We start from the raw sequence: 16514 nt of genomic DNA, 5'->3' as shown, positions 1-16514 counted from the left end.
ATGTTTCAAGAAGCTATCGCCCGTTATCTTCAATCCAGCGGGTACTCACAAATTCAATTGAAATCTGTCCTTTTTGATATGGACGGTGTATTGTTCAACTCTATGCCTTACCATGCCGATGCTTGGCACAAGGTTATGGAACGCCATGGCCTCCATCTGAGCCGTGAAGAAGCTTATCTACATGAGGGGAGAACCGGAGCTGCTACCATAAATATCGTTTATCAGCGGCAATACGGTAAAGATGCCACCCCTGAAATGATAAAGAGCATATATGCAGAAAAGAGTGCTGAGTTCAACAGTAATCCTGAACCGGAACGTATGCCCGGCGCATGGGAAGTACTGCAAAAAATAAAAGCAGACGGACTGGTCCCTATGGTAGTTACCGGCTCCGGGCAACATTCATTGTTAGACCGGCTGTCACACAACTTCCCCGGTATGTTTCACCGAGAATTGATGGTAACCGCCTTTGATGTAAAATATGGTAAGCCCCATCCGGAACCCTATCTGATGGCTCTGCAGAAAGGGGGAGTAAAACCCAATGAAGCTATCGTGGTGGAAAATGCACCTATGGGCGTACAAGCTGGTGTAGCCGCAGGTATATTCACTATAGCCGTCAACACAGGTCCTATCAATGGACAAGTATTATTAGATGCGGGAGCAAATGTACTATTCCCGTCCATGCAGGCATTTTGTGATAATTGGGAGAAATTACATGAAGCATTCGGACAAATAAACCGGACACTTTGATATTTTTGGAAAAGAAGAAAATCATTTCAGTAGCTCCGCTATTTTTTTCTTCAAGTTTAATTTTATGATTTCCTCCGGCTTTAATTCCAACTCTATCAGAACCTTAGCAGTCGGCACTTTGTAAGCTTCGTCTTTTTTATCACAATTTATCTGTTCCTTACTAATAGAATATAACAGAGCAAAATCATAATCCAAAGCCTTTGATACGTTATAGAGAGTATCTGTATCAATGCTTTTTCGTGTCAACATATAATCAACACTTTGAGGCTTAACTTGCAGTCTTCTTGCAAGTTCCGCCTTTGTCACTTGCTTTTCAGCCATGACATTTTTTATAATTTCACCTATGTATATATTGGGCTTTTCCATTTTAATGAAGGTACGATTTATAATTTAGACCTAAAGGGCGAAAAACAATATTTCATCTGTTTACACATTCTATTTTATTCATAAATTGTTTGTTTAATCAGATATATTTTGATACTTTTGTCACAAAATCATATAAACATATAACAGCTATGACGTTATTGATCCTTATACTTATAGCCATTCCTATCTGTATTTTGATAATTTTACTATGGATATACAATGACTATCGCAAATACAAAAAACAGCACAGTTTCCTACTTTTGCTTTTTTGGACTTTACCAGCCACTATGCAAGCCCAATATGTAGACAAAGACTGTTGCATAAGCTTTAAATGGCATGAAAACCAACAAGGTAAACTGGAATGTATAAACGGAAATCTCACCTATGAGTTCATTCCTAATGAAAGTTTCTGGAAAATAGTTATCCGGAATAATTCATCTGAGACTGCACAAGTCAATTGGAATAATGCACAATTCATCATCAACGGACGTGCCTCTGGACTGCTACTTTACCCGGTATCAGAATCTTCTCCCGCAAAAGAGATAATAAACGGTAATAGTGAAATTAGTGAAACCTGTACGGCAAGTATTCTGATAGAAGGTACAAAAAGTAAAAAGATATATAACCCAAAAGATATTCGAAAAGGTAATAAGATAACGGTCAGCATAATTCTTCCTATAGCCATTGCTAACAAACCTCAATTCTTCACAACCTTCGATTTCATAATTAAGTAAACCTACTAATCATGACACTTCAAGACATAAAAGAACATCTCAACGAAACGCGGAACTGGTACATCGTACTAACATCACCCCGGAAAGAAAGAAAAATAAGGGAGAGTCTGAATAATAAAGATATCATAACCTATCTCCCTACCACTTATGTACAATATAAATGGAAGGAGAAGATAAGAAAAATACAGATTCCAACTATCAACAGGTGCATATTCATTTATGCCACTGATTCGGAAGTAAAGACACTTAAAGTGGCATACTCAATACTTCCATTGGAAATGATAAAAATGGCAGATTAACATGTTATATAAGAAAGAGGGGATACTATTTAAAGTATCCCCTCTTTCTTATATAGTGACCCGGGTGGGACTCAAACCCACGACCTTCAGAACCGGAATCTGACGCTCTATTCACTAAGCTACCAGGCCTTAAATGCGGGGGCAAAAGTATAAAAAATCCGGGCATATTCCTAATGATTTATCTTTTTTTACTGCAAAGACTTCAAAATAAGAATGTTATTTTGAGAGCAACAAGCAGTTAATAAGAAACAATTTGATAACAAACTCACCCAAAACCGATGCAAATATAAATATTATACCTATATTTGCCGGACAAAAACATAGTATACACTTATGAGTTATCTAATAAAACCAGAAGGGTACAAACCCTTATTGGACTTAAAACAAACAGAATTAGGAATCAAACAGATTAAAGAGTTCTTTCAGTTGAACCTTTCATCGGAATTACGTTTGCGTCGCGTCACCGCCCCGCTTTTTGTATTAAAAGGAATGGGTATCAATGATGACCTGAACGGAGTGGAACGTGCTGTATCATTCCCTATCAAAGATTTGGGAGACGCACAAGCTGAAGTTGTACATTCACTTGCCAAATGGAAACGACTGACATTGGCAGACTATAATATAGAACCCGGATATGGCATCTATACGGATATGAATGCCATACGCTCAGATGAAGAACTGGGAAACTTACATTCGCTCTATGTAGACCAATGGGACTGGGAACGTGTTATCACTGCTGAGAACCGGAATGTGGACTTCCTAAAAGAAATAGTAACCCGCATTTATGCCGCCATGATCCGCACAGAATATATGGTGTATGAGATGTATCCGGAAATCAAGCCTTGCCTGCCTCAAAAGCTACACTTCATTCACGCTGAAGAATTGCGCCAACTCTATCCGGACCTGGAACCCAAATGCCGCGAACATGCTATTACCAAAAAGTATGGTGCAGTATTCATTATCGGTATCGGTTGTAAGTTAAGTGACGGAGAGAAGCACGACGGACGTGCCCCTGACTACGATGACTATACTTCAGAAGGTCTGAATGGCCTCCCCGGACTGAATGGTGACCTTTTGCTATGGGATGATGTACTCCAACGCAGTATTGAACTCTCATCCATGGGTATCCGTGTAGACAAAGAAGCCTTGCAACGCCAGTTAAAACAGGAAGGAGAAGAGAAACGTCTGGAACTTTACTTCCACAAGCGCTTGATGAGTGATACATTACCTCTGTCCATAGGTGGCGGTATAGGGCAATCACGCCTTTGTATGTTCTATCTCCGCAAAGCACATATCGGTGAAATTCAAGCCAGTATCTGGCCGGAAGATATGCGTCAAGAATGTAAGGAACATAATATCTATCTGATTTAATATCCCCTGAATAACAGGAAAAGGCAGAGATCTTCTGATTTCTGCCTTTTTGTTTATCATACACTCAAAGAAATAAAAACAATGTCCTGTCACCAAAACCGGATAAAAATACTATCTTAGCATCCGAAACTTTTAACACACAAAATTATGAATGTTCAAATAGAAGAAAGTTGGAAAATACGTTTGGAACCGGAATTCGAAAAAGACTATTTCCGCACACTAACAAATTTTGTACGGGAAGAATATAGCCAGTATCCGATATATCCTCCGGGAAAGTTGATATTCAATGCTTTCAATCTTTGCCCATTCGACAAAGTGAAAGTAGTCATTATCGGCCAGGATCCTTACCATGGTCCCGGACAGGCTCACGGGTTATGTTTTTCCGTCAATGACGGGGTTCGTTTCCCCCCTTCGCTGATTAATATATTCAAAGAAATTAAGGATGATATTGGCACCGATGCGCCCAACACAGGCAATCTGACCCGCTGGGCCGAGCAGGGAGTTCTGCTCTTGAATGCCACACTGACCGTTCGTGCCCATCAGGCAGGTTCTCACCAAAATCGCGGCTGGGAAACATTTACTGATGCAGCCATACGTGCTCTTGCCGAACAACGGGAACACCTTGTTTTTATTCTCTGGGGATCATATGCACAACGTAAAGGCGCATTTATTGATCGTAGCAAGCACTTGGTACTGACATCTGCACACCCCTCCCCTCTATCAGCTTACAATGGTTTCTTTGGAAACAAACATTTCAGCAGAGCAAACGCTTACTTAAAGGAACATGGGGAACAGGAAATTGCATGGTAAGAAAGGATATTAAACTCTCTTAGTACCACTTGATATTCGTCTGAGTCTGACTCTTTTTGTCATATTTCAAGTCTTGTAGAATGCTCGCATTCGCGCGAATCACAAAACTATAATACTTCCATGTGCCAAAAGGAGAAAGGCTTGCAGACATACTGAAACAGTGCAGGTCACGCGTTATATTGAAAGAGGTTTGCACAATCTTCTTAACATTAAAGTCATAACCGGAGTTGAAACTGACAGCCCATTTATTTGAGATTTTTATATTACCATTGATATTGAGGGCATTCAGGCTAAATTTATACGGATAGCGCATACTCTCTCTATTGATAGGCTTTGTATTATCTTCCGTGATATTAAAACCTGTACTCAGATTTATGGACCAAGGCATCTTAAACTCCTGATACCCATCACTATCTACAGCAGCTTTTTCTTTCTTTCGTTTTGTAGGAGCACCTGACTCAGAATCATCAGTCTCATCACCTTCACTATCCGTATCAGTTTGCCCATTTCCCTTACCATCATCATCCGCTTTTTCTCCGGTAAAGAATGCTTTCCATTTCTTCCACGTGTCATTATTAAGCGTGTAACTGAAAGAAGTTCCGTATCCCTGGAAACGCCCGAAACGCCCATAAGACCATTCCGTACGATTACTTGTTATTACATTACCATTCTTATCAAAGTCGTAAGCATAAGTAGCAAAGACTGAACTCATACTAAAGGTATAGCTCTTGCTCAATTTCAAACGCAGATTCAGGGTAAGATTACTCCATGGGCGTACCTGAGCAGCCGTGTTGTATGAGATGCTGGCACCCAATTCATCAATCAAACTCACCTTACGTATAGAGTCGTTCTTATCCCTATATTTCATTTCCAGGTTATTGGAAATCTGGAATGAAATATTTCCCGACCTACCTTGTCCCGGCACACCAAACATTTGATCAGCATATGGAGAGTAAACAACGGTATCCTGTGTTCCGTCTGCATTGGGCTTAAGATAAGTATCATAGTAGCCATAACGGGAAGAACCAAAGTCCGGCGATGCACTGATGCTGATAGAAGGAGTGATGACATGACGAATCTGTATCTCTTTCTTCTTCATGAACAAAGGCTTATACATACCATAAATCTTTGTATTGACACCTAGGCTCGCACTATAATTATATACCCGGTGGAAACCGTAGACTGTATCAGTATTCACAACCTGCCCACTGGTACCTGAATTCGGATCCCAGTCCTTCATCACCTTACGGGTGTACCAACGCTCCGTATAGCTAACAGACGGGGTTACATTAAAGTATTTGAATAACGTAAATGTTGCACTGACAGGTATCTCATGTTTCATACCATTCTTCCAGTCCTTGATCAGATTAGACTTGAACAGAAGGTTATCTTTTGTAGTAATACTGTTAGAAAGGCGTCCGCTATAACGAACAGAGATCTTCTCATACCACTTCTCATTTCCTACTGCATTCTTCCGTTTAAAAGGGAAAATGGTGCTCAGGGTAATGTTCAGGTCCGGTAAAGTCACGGCAATAGATGAGTCTTTCATATTCTGTGCAATGTTACCGGTAGCTGCTATAGAAAGTTTCTGATCGGGGAAGTTACGCGAATAGCTGACACTGGATGTTTTAGTATTTTGTGTCATAGCCTGCGAGTTATACATATTACCGATATTGGTGCGCTCGTAACTACTGGAAGAGAAGTTCACACTGGCCGAGAATGAAGAGTTAGGATTAGCCTTCGGATCCTGGCGGTGCGACCATACAACTTTAAAATCTTTTGCCACCATATAGTCTTCCAAACCCTTGTCACCCGTCTTGGTCACCTGATAACTGGCCTGAAACAGACCTGAGAATTTATAACGGACATTGTAATTAGTTTCTGCATTCAGCGCCCATGAACCTTTCGTGAAAATATCCCCCCTTAACTTTAAGTCCATCTTATCGCTAATGGCAAAGTAGTAACCACCATCCGTCAGACCAAAACCACGAGCAGAGTCATCCATATAGCTCGGCATTATGAAACCGGACGAATAGCTGCTGGAGAAAGGAAAGAAGAAAAAGGGAACAGCAAGAGGCAACGGAACATCTTCAATTACCAGATATGCAGGTCCCGTCACAACATTTTTCTTGGGACGCACCTTGGCATAAGTCATCTGCATATAGAAGTGTGGATGATCATGATTATCGCAAGTGGTATAACGACCGCTTTTCATGTACAACTCATCATTCATACCCTTCTTGGCATTATTACCAGTAACATATCCCTCACCCTGCTGGCTGACTACATTACTAATAAGCCCTTTCTTACTTTTAAAATTATACCGTATCGTATTTGTTTCATAAGGTGTATCTCCATCTTTGAAGACGGGTCTTCCCTTTATCACCTTTAACGAATCTTCCACACCATGAGCAAAGACCGTACTACTGTCCATATTCATGGTTATCACTTCAGCGGCCAGTTCTATATTTTGGTAATTCACTTTGCCGTCGCCATACAAGTTGGCCACACCACCTTGTGTAAACACAATGGAGTCATTAGCTTCATAAATAACCGGAGCATCCAGCGGTTGCTTCTTCTTGGCAGGCTGCAACTGAATCGTATCGTTTTGCAGCGTATCTCCTCTCAACAGGGTATCTCCCTCTTGCACACCTCCTATATTAAAGGTATCAGTCCGTTCGATTCCTGTAGGAACAGTCCTTCCACGCCGACGTTGCGAAAAAGCCTCGTCAGGGATCAGGAGTAAGACTAGTAGTAGTATGAATGATATGAATGTATTTGCTTTCAATGGCGTAATCAACTAATAGTTTCCGCTTGAAGGGGCAAAAGTACGTAAATTATACGGATAATCTCCCTTTTTAAAGAAATTTAGAATGCTACAAGAACTGTTCGCACCAATGGTCAAAACGTTCCAAGCCTACATTACCGAAATTAGAGATACTTTTCCGAGCCTTCTCTACCGTTTTTTCCCGTTCCAGATGGGTTTTGGAATAAAACTTATCGGCAAAGCAAATTACTTGCTCTTCCATACTCACCGGAAGCATATCCCGATGAGGTACAGGCAAGTTTTGTGCAACAATATCGTTCAGAGAGAGTCCTGCGCCTGTATGTCTTTCACATACCAATGCATGACGGGGATACCCTTCCCGGCGCATCAAATCAGCTCCCAGATAACCGTGACAGATATAAGGCTGATTACCAAAACAGAAGATACCCGGAGCATCAGTCAGAAAAATGCCAATATCATGAAGCATACCCGCTTCATATAAAAAGTCTTTATCCAAGTTAAGTTCCGGATGACCGTCTGCAATGCAGAGAGCCTTCTCAGCTACCAGACGGCTATGCACCAATAAGATATGCTTCCGCTCATTATCTTCCGGATAATATGCATCAATCAATTCTATCGGATTCATTTTTCACTGAATTTATAAATCAATACCTTATCGCGTAAATCACAGCTGCGATAAGGAGTAAGATAGATTTCCTCCAACTGATATTTATCTGAATACTCTTTCAGAAAGTCCTCTTTGGTTCGTTCGGAAAGCATCACATATCCCGTTCCGGAAAGACCGGGAGTAAAATTCCTCATCCGATCATTCAGATAGTAATTAGTGCAATAAAAACGAATCAGTCGTGTAGTGTACGAATACATGACCCCGTCCTGCACATAAGTATTTACTTCTTCTGCCAGACGCTTGTCTGATTTCGTAGACAGTACCGTAGGTTGATAAACACCGTCTAAGGAAACAAACAGGCACAAGATACAACCGGCTATACCATATAATAATGAACGAGGATCCGCCTTTTTTGCCAATGCAATCAACATACAGACACCTGCAATTGGCGGCAAAGCCACAAGCAACCATTTAGAGAATGACAAATCCACATTCTCCAATGCATTCATGAATCCTACGTTTTCCATGGCATGCTTTCCCGTTCCCCAAACACTATCAGGAATCAGTCCGAGACGCACCACAGCAAACGTTATCGTGAGCAACAAAGCCAGCGAAGCAAAGATATAAGCCGAAATTTTAAAGACTTTCGCTCCCCGCTGTACCAAAGCCAGCAGATACTCGGCTATCAACACCGCCATAAAGGGATAGATAGGAAGCAGATAAACACTTCTTTTACTCTTAGGAATACAATAGAACACAAAAATAAAGAGTATAACTACCCATGTGAATAATTGCAGAGGCGATTGTGAACGGAATTTATTCCAGGCTTTCTTTATACGTTCACCGAAAGATGAACCTTCAGGCAATAAGCTTATATTTTTCCATTTCAAACCAAAGAGAGAAATCAACAGTACTAAAGTCCAAGGTATCCATCCCCAAATAATGGTCAGGAAATTATACCATAGCGGATTTTCATGCGAATCATAAGACATCTTACCCATGAAACGGCCTGTATTTTCTTCCAGCATTAAATCTATAAAAGATTGGCCTCCCTGTACATAAGCCGCACTAATCCAAGCAGCATATGGAATCAGGGAAAGTATTCCTATCACAAATAACCGGAAAAATGTTTTCCAGAAAGGACGTCTGCGTAATAATTGGTAGAGACCGATACTGACACAAGGGAAAATGGAACCTACCGGCCCCTTGGTCAACGTGGCGCAGCCCATCAATAAAATAGCCAGCCATGGAATTCCGCGACATTCTTTCTCATCCCAGCGGAACAACAGACATAATGAAATGACAATAAATGATACCTGCACCATATCGACACGGCAAGCTACCGCTGCCCGGTGTACTTCAAAAGATGAGAGAAGAAGGATAGAAGCAAGAAAAGCCGTCTTCACACCCTTACGCTTTGCTATAAAAGAAAAAAACACCAGCTGCATAGCCAGAAATGCAAGAGCAGACGGCAGGCGGGACGAATATTCCGTCACTCCCCCCAGAAGCGATGACACAGTAGCAATTGCCCAATAAAAGAAAGGAGGTTTATAAGCTATATCAGTTCCATAATTTACCGGAAGTATCCAATTGCCGCTCTCCAGCATAGAGAATGCGACGATAGCCTCACGCGGTTCTCCTTTAGAATAAAATATAGTTTCTCCCAGAAAAGGGAGTATCACAAGCACACTGAGCAGTGCTATAAACCAGAATGCTTTCTTCCTATCATCTGACATATATTTCTGTTTTTAATGATTTCTGGGCGCAAAAGTACAAATTATTCTGCAACAATCCCTAACTTTGCCATCTCAATTCAATGAATATGAAGAGACTGAAACAACTACCAGCATTTGTCCGTTTCATTATGGTAGGCATCTTTGCTACCGCCTTGCACTATGGAATATATATTATACTCCAGCAAATCATCAATGTCAACATAGCCTACAGCATAGGTTACGTGCTCAGTTTCATTGCCAATTTTTACCTGACAGCCTTTTTCACTTTCAGAAAAAAGCCTTCTTGGAAAAAGGCTTTTGGGTTTGGCGGAGCACATCTGATCAATTATCTTCTACATATGAGTTTATTGAATCTATTCCTCTGGCTTGGAATATCGAAGCCATTTGCACCTATACCGGTATTCGCCATCGGTATTCCGGTAAACTTCTTGCTGGTTAGATTCGTTTTCAAATACAAAGGAAAATAATTTGCTTTTCTCCCGATTTCTTACGAATATTGCAAAAAGAACTATTGATTATGAAAGAAGCTCCAGTACTTGCTATCGTAGTACCTTGTTATAAGGAAGAAGCTGTTTTACACGAAACACATAAACGGCTCAGCCAGTTGCTCGATCGGCTGGCAACTGAAGAGCGTATATCTCCCAAAAGCTATATACTGTACGTAAACGATGGCAGTACAGACCGTACCTGGGAAATCATTAAGGAGTTCTATAAAAATACGTCGTATGCCTGCGGGCTGAACCTGGCTGGAAATGTGGGGCATCAAAACGCACTTATGGCCGGACTGAATGCTGTAAAGGAACGTTGCGATGCAGCTATTTCCATTGATGCCGACTTGCAGGATGACGTCAATGTCATCCCCGAGATGGTGGAACGCTATATGGAAGGCAATGATATTATTTATGGTGTACGACGTGAACGCAAGACTGATACTTTCTTCAAACGCACCACCGCCCTCGCTTTCTATCGACTGATGAAAACGATGGGGGCTAAATCGGTCTACAATCATGCAGATTATCGATTAATGAGTAGCCGTGCCATCCAGCAACTCTGTCGTTTCCGCGAACGTAACCTTTACCTTCGCGGCTTGGTGCCTCTCATTGGTTATCAAACTGCCTGCGTTTATTATAATCGTGACAAACGTTTCGCTGGAGAGTCGAAATATCCTTTTAAAAAGATGCTGAATTTTGCCATTGACGGAATTACGTCTTTTTCAGTCAAGCCTGTACGCATGATATTCTGGCTGGGGTGTATTTTCCTTTTAATAGCTCTCTGCGTCACTATCTGGACCCTACGTGCATATTTTCTTCACGATACTGTACCCGGCTGGTCATCCCTGATGATTTCCCTTTGGTTAGTAGGTGGCACTATACTGGTATCCTTGGGAATTGTGGGCGAGTACATCGGAAAGATCTACATTGAAGTAAAAGATCGTCCACGCTACAACGAGGAGGAATTATTATTACGCTAAAAGAGAAAAGAATTATTTGTCTCTGTACTTCAATGGAGAGACTCCTGTATGCCTACGGAAGAAACGGCAAAAAGTAGCCAGATTATCAAAACCTAATGATATACCTATCTCTTTTATGGTAGCACTGGTAGATTTCAGCTGCGTTTTTGCATCTATAATAATAAGGTAGTCTATCACATCCAAAGCAGTCATATTGGTACAACTCTTAATATTACGGCACAAATTCTCCTTCGAAGTCCCTAATTCTTTTGCATAGAATGAGATTCCTCGTTCTGTTCTATAATGTATCGCAACCAATTTAAGAAATTGACGGCTCATCCTGACATTTTTGGGGGATTTAGCCCATCTCTCTTCCAAATTATCCTGATAATACATTGCAATACTCGTATGAATACAAGCACCCAACATACTTCTCAATACCTCTTTATTATTATAGATTTCCGGAACTTCGCGTATAATTTTCCATAACGATATGGAGCGTAGCATATAAAGTTCCAAATTCTCAGATATACGTTTAACAGGCTCCTCAAAGATAATAAACAGATAATCAAATGCTTTTTTAAAAAACTCCACCTCATGCATTATCTTCGGAGAAAAGCCAGCATATGAAAAACAAAGATCTGGTGAAACGTTATGAATCTGTAGAAAAGAGTTATCCAGCAAAGTGATGTAATCATTCTCGCGAACAATATATTTTCCATAATTTAATGTAACCTCCATACTTCCTTTTATACATACCACAAAGATAGTTCCCTTTACATGATAAGGATTCTCCAAATACTCCTGCAAATCATCTGCCGAAACATTTTCCCTAGCTACAATATCTTCCGATATTTCAAAAAGAAGTCTACTTTCTTCCATCATAATTTTTTCTAGTAAATTTCCACAAAAGTACATTTAATCCGGGCAAATGCACATTCACTCCATTCTTTCAATAACCCCTTTAGAGTTAAAGTTTGTCAACATATCAACAATTGAACATTTTCGCGAATATCCGTATTCCTTTTTTGCTCGCCTTTTTTGGTTTTGGTCGAATTAAGAAAGAACTTTGTAGCATTAATCAAGTTATTGAATATTAAGATTTATACTATCTTAATACAAGTAAAGAAAAGGGAACGTCATTTGATCAGTAACATCGATCTTATATATTCCTACTTTTCTTTAAAAAGGAGCAAACACAAAGATTTTCTGCCCTGCGATATCTAATAAAAAGCACTTAAGATATCGCAACAGCACAACGCATCAACATAGAGAGCGAGGTTAAAATTGCACTACAACCTCAAGATTGCTTGATAAGGACACCCCCCTACCGATTAAAGGTATATTATCGGAAACGGTAGGGGGATATCCAAGGCAATCCCCCTTGAGAATGCTAAACGTTTTTAAGGCACAGATTGTTTCTTTCTTTTCTTCCATAATTGCCAACTATTAATCAAATTTTGCCACAGAACATAAGATCCCGGCCCTACAGAAGATAAAGGATTTAAATAAGTATAAGCCATCCAAATGGCAAGAACGGTATTCTTCTGCCCCAAAGCCTGTCCTCCACTGATCCGATCATTATAATGCCCACCAATCCTTTTACCCAAAAAGAATTGCAGACAACAAGTAATCAATCCTGCAAGAGCTATCAGAATTTCAACAGAAACCGGCGCATCACTATTTACCAATGAACGGACTGTCTGTCCGGATACGATGGCAAGCGCCACACCCCATAGATAAAAAGCAAGATCATGGAAACCTAACAAGAAATGATGTACACGCGGCATAAATAGCCGTAGGAACCATGCCAGAAGAAAAGGGAAAAGCAATAAAGGAAAGACTTTACTAAGAATCTTCAAAAAGGCTGCAAAGAAAGTCATATCAGCATGAGGTTCCACCAATGGAAAGACTAATGGGACTGCCACTGCTGCCAACAAATTAGATAATAAAGTATAGGTAGTCAATGTAGACGCACTGCCTCCCAATTTTCCGGTAATAACAGCCGCCGCTGTAGCCGTTGGACAAATAAGACAAACCATAGCTCCTTCAAACACTTCCCTGTAAACATCCGGCATCGGACAACATACCAGCAAAGCAGCAAGTGCCAGGCAAGACAACGTCTGAATTAACAGCAACCAGCCATGCCATGCTTTTGGTTTCAATTCATTCAGATTCTCCACCTTACAAAAGGTCAGTAATAGCTGGGCAAATATCAGCAGAGGGGTTATGTACGCAATCAAATCACTGATATATGGTTTGGTAGGCGCCAAGAAAGGGACATTCGCAAGGATGAAGTACCCCAAAGTACCTGAAAGCATTGCCATTGGCAACGTCCAGTTCTTAAGAAAACGAACTAACATACCTTTTTCTATTTAATTTGCGGGTGCAAAGTTAGTCCCTTTTAAAGAAATCTATCACAAATCCGGGAGAAAAGTGACAAAACTTCACACAAAGCATCAGTTTTCTATAAATTTCCACTACATTTGCAACGGCTTTTAGTATGAAACTCTATAAACGATACATATTATATATAAGTATTTGCTTCGGGCTGTTCATCTCTCCTTTTTGTACCACCAGCATCGAAGCGAAAGATTTCGTTGTCGTTATTGACGCCGGACACGGTGGGCATGATCCTGGCGCTTTAGGCAAATTCTCCAAAGAAAAGACCATCAATCTAAATGTTGCCCTCAAATTGGGAAAACAAATAAAGAGGAACTGTCCGGACGTAAAAGTGGTATATACTCGCGAACGGGATGTATTTATCCCTCTTGGCCGACGTGCGGATATTGCCAATAACGCTAAAGCCGACCTGTTCATTTCCATTCATACCAATTCTGTGGCAGGTAGTAAAACAGCCAAAGGCGCCTCTACATGGACACTCGGTTTAGCTAAGTCGGACGCTAATTTGGAAGTAGCCAAGCGGGAGAACTCCGTGATTTTATACGAAAGTGATTACAAAACACGTTATGCAGGATTTAATCCGAATTCTGCAGAATCGTACATCATCTTTGAATTCATGCAAGACAAATACATGTCTCAAAGTGTGCATCTGGCTTCACTGGTACAAAAGGAGTTCCGCCATACCTGTAAACGTGCAGACCGTGGTGTGCACCAGGCCGGTTTCCTGGTACTCAAAGCCAGTGCCATGCCCAGTATCCTGGTAGAACTCGGTTTTATATCCAACCCGGAAGAGGAACGTTATCTAAACTCGGAAACCGGAAGTACTACATTGGCAAACGGAATCTTCCGCGCTTTCCTGTCCTATAAACGTGAACACGAAATACGTATGACAGGAAGTAGCCGTACCATATTACCGGAAGAAACAGATGCCGGCAATGTAGAGGAATCAGATACTACCAACGAAAAGACTGAGGAATCTCCCGAAATCCCCCAAAAACCAGCGGCAGCCTCTCCCAATACTACCAGAACAAAACAAAATGCAGGAAAAGTTACCGAATCGCAAACCGATTCCGGCAGTCCAGTGTTTAAAATACAAATACTCACCTCTTCACGTCCTATCGCAGCCAATGATAAAAGACTGAAAGGTTTGAAAGGTGTGGAACATTTCCAGGAAGGTGGACTTTATAAATATACATACGGTTCATCAACAGACTATAACAAGGTAGTACGTACCAAACGTGAAATAACGCCAAAGTTTAAGGACGCTTTTATCATCGCTTTTAAGAATGGTAAGAAGATAAACGTTCAAACGGCTATCGAGGAGTTCAAAAAGAAAAAGAAATAAATAATAAGACTATAACATCATGATGAAGTATCTTACGAAAGAGGTTAGAATAGGAATAGCGGGTATTGTTGCCCTCTGCATATTAGTATACGGTATTAATTACCTGAAAGGTATCCACCTGTTTAAGCCTACCAACTATTTCTACGTCAAGTTCCATAACATAAATGGATTAACCAAATCAAGTCCGGTCTTTGCCGATGGCTTCCGTGTAGGTATTGTACGCGATCTTTATTATGACTACACACAATCCGGAAAAGTCATAGCAGAAATCGATGTAGATCCGGAATTGCGCATTCCGAAAGGTAGTACTGCTGAACTGACCTCTGAACTTATGGGAGGTGTCAAAATGAATCTATTGCTGGCAAATAACCCGCGCGAAAAGTACCAGACAGGCGATACCTTACAAGGTAGTGTCAACAATGGCGTCATGGACCAAGTAGCCGCAGTTATGCCACAAGTAGAGAAAATGCTTCCCAAGCTGGACTCAATTCTTGCCTCACTAAATACGATACTTGGAGATCCGGCAATCCCGGGTACGCTTCATAGCGTACAAAACACGATGGCGAACATGGAAGTGACCAGCCAACAATTACAGGCTATCATGAGTAAAGATATTCCCCAACTCACGCAAAAGCTGAATACTATCGGGGATAACTTCATCACAGTCAGTAATAACTTGAAAGAAATAGATTATGCCGCTGCGTTTGCCAGCATAGACTCTACATTAGCTAATGTAAAAATGATTACAGACCAGTTAGGCAGGAAAGACAATACGATTGGTTTATTATTAAATGATCCGTCGCTCTACAACAATCTGAATGCCACAACAGCCAATGCAGCCAGCCTTCTTGAAGACCTGAAATCGCACCCCAAAAGGTACGTTCATTTCTCCTTGTTCGGCAAAAAAGATAAGTAGGGAAAAACTTATTAAATAGAATAAGTCTAAATAACAGGAGCAAACAGGTTTGAAAGAAAAAGCCGCGGTAAGTCCATGTAGGAACTAAAGTATTCCCTTCTGCACAATCCATCAGAAAGTTTAAAATCCTGTTATTTAAGTGCATATTATATTATAATACAGATACTTATAAAAATGCAATAGCCCTCAAAAGGGGCTATTTACATGTAAATAGATAAGTGATTGAAAGTAAAGAGCTTATTACTTTTAACAGAAAAACAAGAAAAAACACATTTGTTTTTCTCAAATAAGATTGCGAATTTTGCAAGCGTAGAAGTTTTGCTTAATTAATAAATGTATTCAGAGCCGTTATGAGTGAATTAAATCATGTCGGGCTATGGAACCGCTGTCTTGAAATCATCAGAGACAATGTTCCGGAGCAGACATACAAAACATGGTTTCTCCCCATCATACCTTTAAAATATGAGGACAAGACGCTGGTCGTACAGGTACCCAGCCAGTTCTTCTATGAGTTTTTGGAGGACAAGTTTGTTGACTTGTTACGTAAAACTCTATATAAAGTCATTGGTGATGGTACCAAGTTATTGTATAATGTAATGGTGGATAAGAGTTCACGTACTACCGTTAATCTCGAATCTACCCCCCGCACCATTATTCCACAGAAAAAGATAATCGGCAAAGAGATACCGCAAGCGCCTATTGCAGATTTAGATCCACATCTGAATCCTGAATACAACTTCGAAACATTTATTGAAGGCTATAGCAACAAACTTTCACGCAGCGTAGCAGAAGCTGTCGCTCAGAATCCGGCAAAAACAATTTTCAATCCGCTGTTTTTCTATGGAGCGTCAGGTGTAGGCAAGACACATCTCGCAAATGCTATCGGCACAAAAATTAAAGAACTCTATCCGGACAAAAGAGTATTATATGTATCGGCACATT

Annotated in this window: 16 protein-coding genes and 1 tRNA gene; 10 read left to right on the top strand and 7 right to left on the bottom strand. The window is 40.6% G+C overall.

Annotated elements, in window-relative coordinates; all coding sequences use genetic code 11:
* Positions 1-747, top strand: a complete 747-nt coding sequence (locus tag BWI44_RS01275) for an inorganic diphosphatase (protein ID WP_195208360.1) — start codon at positions 1-3, stop codon at positions 745-747.
* 21 nt (positions 748-768) lie between these two features.
* Here BWI44_RS01275 and BWI44_RS01270 read toward each other — a convergent pair whose 3' ends face one another.
* Positions 769-1113 carry a helix-turn-helix domain-containing protein gene (locus BWI44_RS01270; protein WP_007659966.1) on the bottom strand — a complete coding sequence of 115 codons (345 nt, stop codon included), beginning with the start codon at positions 1111-1113 and terminating at the stop codon, positions 769-771.
* 149 nt (positions 1114-1262) lie between these two features.
* Between BWI44_RS01270 and BWI44_RS01265 the strand changes: the two genes are divergently transcribed.
* Positions 1263-1847: a hypothetical protein gene (locus BWI44_RS01265; RefSeq protein ID WP_117706885.1), complete on the top strand. Its 585-nt coding sequence runs from the start codon at positions 1263-1265 to the stop codon at positions 1845-1847.
* Positions 1848-1858: 11 nt separating this feature from the next.
* Positions 1859-2146: a UpxY family transcription antiterminator gene (locus tag BWI44_RS01260; RefSeq protein WP_022391624.1), complete on the top strand. Its 288-nt coding sequence runs from the start codon at positions 1859-1861 to the stop codon at positions 2144-2146.
* A gap of 56 nt (positions 2147-2202) precedes the next feature.
* On the opposite strand, the gene BWI44_RS01255 is transcribed toward BWI44_RS01260, so the two are convergent.
* Positions 2203-2275: transfer RNA gene (locus BWI44_RS01255), tRNA-Arg, on the bottom strand.
* A 204-nt stretch (positions 2276-2479) separates the two neighbouring features.
* Here BWI44_RS01255 and asnA point away from each other — a divergent pair.
* Both asnA and ung read left to right on the top strand, forming a co-directional pair.
* A complete protein-coding gene (gene asnA, locus BWI44_RS01250; RefSeq protein ID WP_007659981.1) occupies positions 2480-3517 on the top strand; it encodes an aspartate--ammonia ligase in 1038 nt (345 codons plus the stop codon).
* 147 nt (positions 3518-3664) lie between these two features.
* Positions 3665-4327, top strand: coding sequence for a uracil-DNA glycosylase (gene ung, locus BWI44_RS01245; RefSeq protein WP_021967653.1), 663 nt, complete (start codon positions 3665-3667; stop codon positions 4325-4327).
* A 19-nt stretch (positions 4328-4346) separates the two neighbouring features.
* On the opposite strand, the gene BWI44_RS01240 is transcribed toward ung, so the two are convergent.
* The 3 genes from BWI44_RS01240 to BWI44_RS01230 form a co-directional block, all read right to left on the bottom strand.
* Complete coding sequence (locus tag BWI44_RS01240; RefSeq protein ID WP_117694062.1) at positions 4347-7124, bottom strand: putative LPS assembly protein LptD; 2778 nt, start codon at positions 7122-7124, stop codon at positions 4347-4349.
* A gap of 79 nt (positions 7125-7203) precedes the next feature.
* The gene (locus BWI44_RS01235; protein WP_117694051.1) at positions 7204-7740 is read right to left on the bottom strand and encodes an HD domain-containing protein; all 537 of its coding nucleotides are present in this window, start codon (positions 7738-7740) and stop codon (positions 7204-7206) included.
* Positions 7737-9458, bottom strand: a complete 1722-nt coding sequence (locus tag BWI44_RS01230; protein ID WP_195208361.1) for an ArnT family glycosyltransferase — start codon at positions 9456-9458, stop codon at positions 7737-7739. The genes BWI44_RS01235 and BWI44_RS01230 overlap by 4 nt, the downstream gene beginning before the upstream one ends.
* An 86-nt stretch (positions 9459-9544) precedes the next feature.
* Between BWI44_RS01230 and BWI44_RS01225 the strand changes: the two genes are divergently transcribed.
* Together BWI44_RS01225 and BWI44_RS01220 are read left to right on the top strand one after the other, a co-directional pair.
* The gene (locus BWI44_RS01225) at positions 9545-9925 is read left to right on the top strand and encodes a GtrA family protein (protein WP_118216614.1); all 381 of its coding nucleotides are present in this window, start codon (positions 9545-9547) and stop codon (positions 9923-9925) included.
* A 50-nt stretch (positions 9926-9975) separates the two neighbouring features.
* Positions 9976-10929 (top strand): glycosyltransferase family 2 protein, encoded by a 954-nt coding sequence (locus tag BWI44_RS01220; RefSeq protein WP_195208362.1) that lies wholly within the window; start codon positions 9976-9978, stop codon positions 10927-10929.
* 12 nt (positions 10930-10941) lie between these two features.
* On the opposite strand, the gene BWI44_RS01215 is transcribed toward BWI44_RS01220, so the two are convergent.
* Positions 10942-11793 (bottom strand): helix-turn-helix domain-containing protein, encoded by an 852-nt coding sequence (locus BWI44_RS01215; RefSeq protein ID WP_167507336.1) that lies wholly within the window; start codon positions 11791-11793, stop codon positions 10942-10944.
* Positions 11794-12311: 518 nt separating this feature from the next.
* Positions 12312-13271, bottom strand: a complete 960-nt coding sequence (locus BWI44_RS01210; RefSeq protein ID WP_286810502.1) for a transporter — start codon at positions 13269-13271, stop codon at positions 12312-12314.
* A 140-nt stretch (positions 13272-13411) separates the two neighbouring features.
* Between BWI44_RS01210 and BWI44_RS01205 the strand changes: the two genes are divergently transcribed.
* The 3 genes from BWI44_RS01205 to BWI44_RS01195 all read left to right on the top strand — a co-directional run.
* Positions 13412-14656 carry an N-acetylmuramoyl-L-alanine amidase family protein gene (locus tag BWI44_RS01205; RefSeq protein ID WP_195208364.1) on the top strand — a complete coding sequence of 415 codons (1245 nt, stop codon included), beginning with the start codon at positions 13412-13414 and terminating at the stop codon, positions 14654-14656.
* A gap of 22 nt (positions 14657-14678) precedes the next feature.
* Positions 14679-15572: an MlaD family protein gene (locus tag BWI44_RS01200; protein WP_044154614.1), complete on the top strand. Its 894-nt coding sequence runs from the start codon at positions 14679-14681 to the stop codon at positions 15570-15572.
* A 350-nt stretch (positions 15573-15922) separates the two neighbouring features.
* Positions 15923-16514: DnaA ATPase domain-containing protein (locus BWI44_RS01195; RefSeq protein WP_286810500.1), on the top strand; the 592-nt coding region annotated here is incomplete at its 3' end.

Origin of the sequence: Bacteroides sp. Phil13 (assembly GCF_001940965.1) — a bacterium.
Lineage (GTDB): Bacteria > Bacteroidota > Bacteroidia > Bacteroidales > Bacteroidaceae > Bacteroides > Bacteroides intestinalis.
The sequence above is the reverse complement of the archived record's forward strand: the minus strand, read 5'-3'. Positions and strand labels throughout refer to the sequence as shown.

Bases quoted from the DNA above. Each gene is read 5' to 3' on its own strand.
- BWI44_RS01270 (WP_007659966.1), bottom strand. From the start codon at position 1,113: ATGGAAAAGCCCAATATATACATAGGTGAAATTATAAAAAATGTCATG.
- BWI44_RS01200 (WP_044154614.1), top strand. From the start codon at position 14,679: ATGAAGTATCTTACGAAAGAGGTTAGAATAGGAATAGCGGGTATTGTT.
- BWI44_RS01265 (WP_117706885.1), top strand. From the start codon at position 1,263: ATGACGTTATTGATCCTTATACTTATAGCCATTCCTATCTGTATTTTG.
- BWI44_RS01205 (WP_195208364.1), top strand. From the start codon at position 13,412: ATGAAACTCTATAAACGATACATATTATATATAAGTATTTGCTTCGGG.
- BWI44_RS01225 (WP_118216614.1), top strand. From the start codon at position 9,545: ATGAAGAGACTGAAACAACTACCAGCATTTGTCCGTTTCATTATGGTA.
- BWI44_RS01210 (WP_286810502.1), bottom strand. From the start codon at position 13,271: ATGTTAGTTCGTTTTCTTAAGAACTGGACGTTGCCAATGGCAATGCTT.
- BWI44_RS01235 (WP_117694051.1), bottom strand. From the start codon at position 7,740: ATGAATCCGATAGAATTGATTGATGCATATTATCCGGAAGATAATGAG.
- BWI44_RS01230 (WP_195208361.1), bottom strand. From the start codon at position 9,458: ATGTCAGATGATAGGAAGAAAGCATTCTGGTTTATAGCACTGCTCAGT.
- asnA (WP_007659981.1), top strand. From the start codon at position 2,480: ATGAGTTATCTAATAAAACCAGAAGGGTACAAACCCTTATTGGACTTA.
- BWI44_RS01215 (WP_167507336.1), bottom strand. From the start codon at position 11,793: ATGATGGAAGAAAGTAGACTTCTTTTTGAAATATCGGAAGATATTGTA.
- ung (WP_021967653.1), top strand. From the start codon at position 3,665: ATGAATGTTCAAATAGAAGAAAGTTGGAAAATACGTTTGGAACCGGAA.
- BWI44_RS01260 (WP_022391624.1), top strand. From the start codon at position 1,859: ATGACACTTCAAGACATAAAAGAACATCTCAACGAAACGCGGAACTGG.
- BWI44_RS01275 (WP_195208360.1), top strand. From the start codon at position 1: ATGTTTCAAGAAGCTATCGCCCGTTATCTTCAATCCAGCGGGTACTCA.
- BWI44_RS01220 (WP_195208362.1), top strand. From the start codon at position 9,976: ATGAAAGAAGCTCCAGTACTTGCTATCGTAGTACCTTGTTATAAGGAA.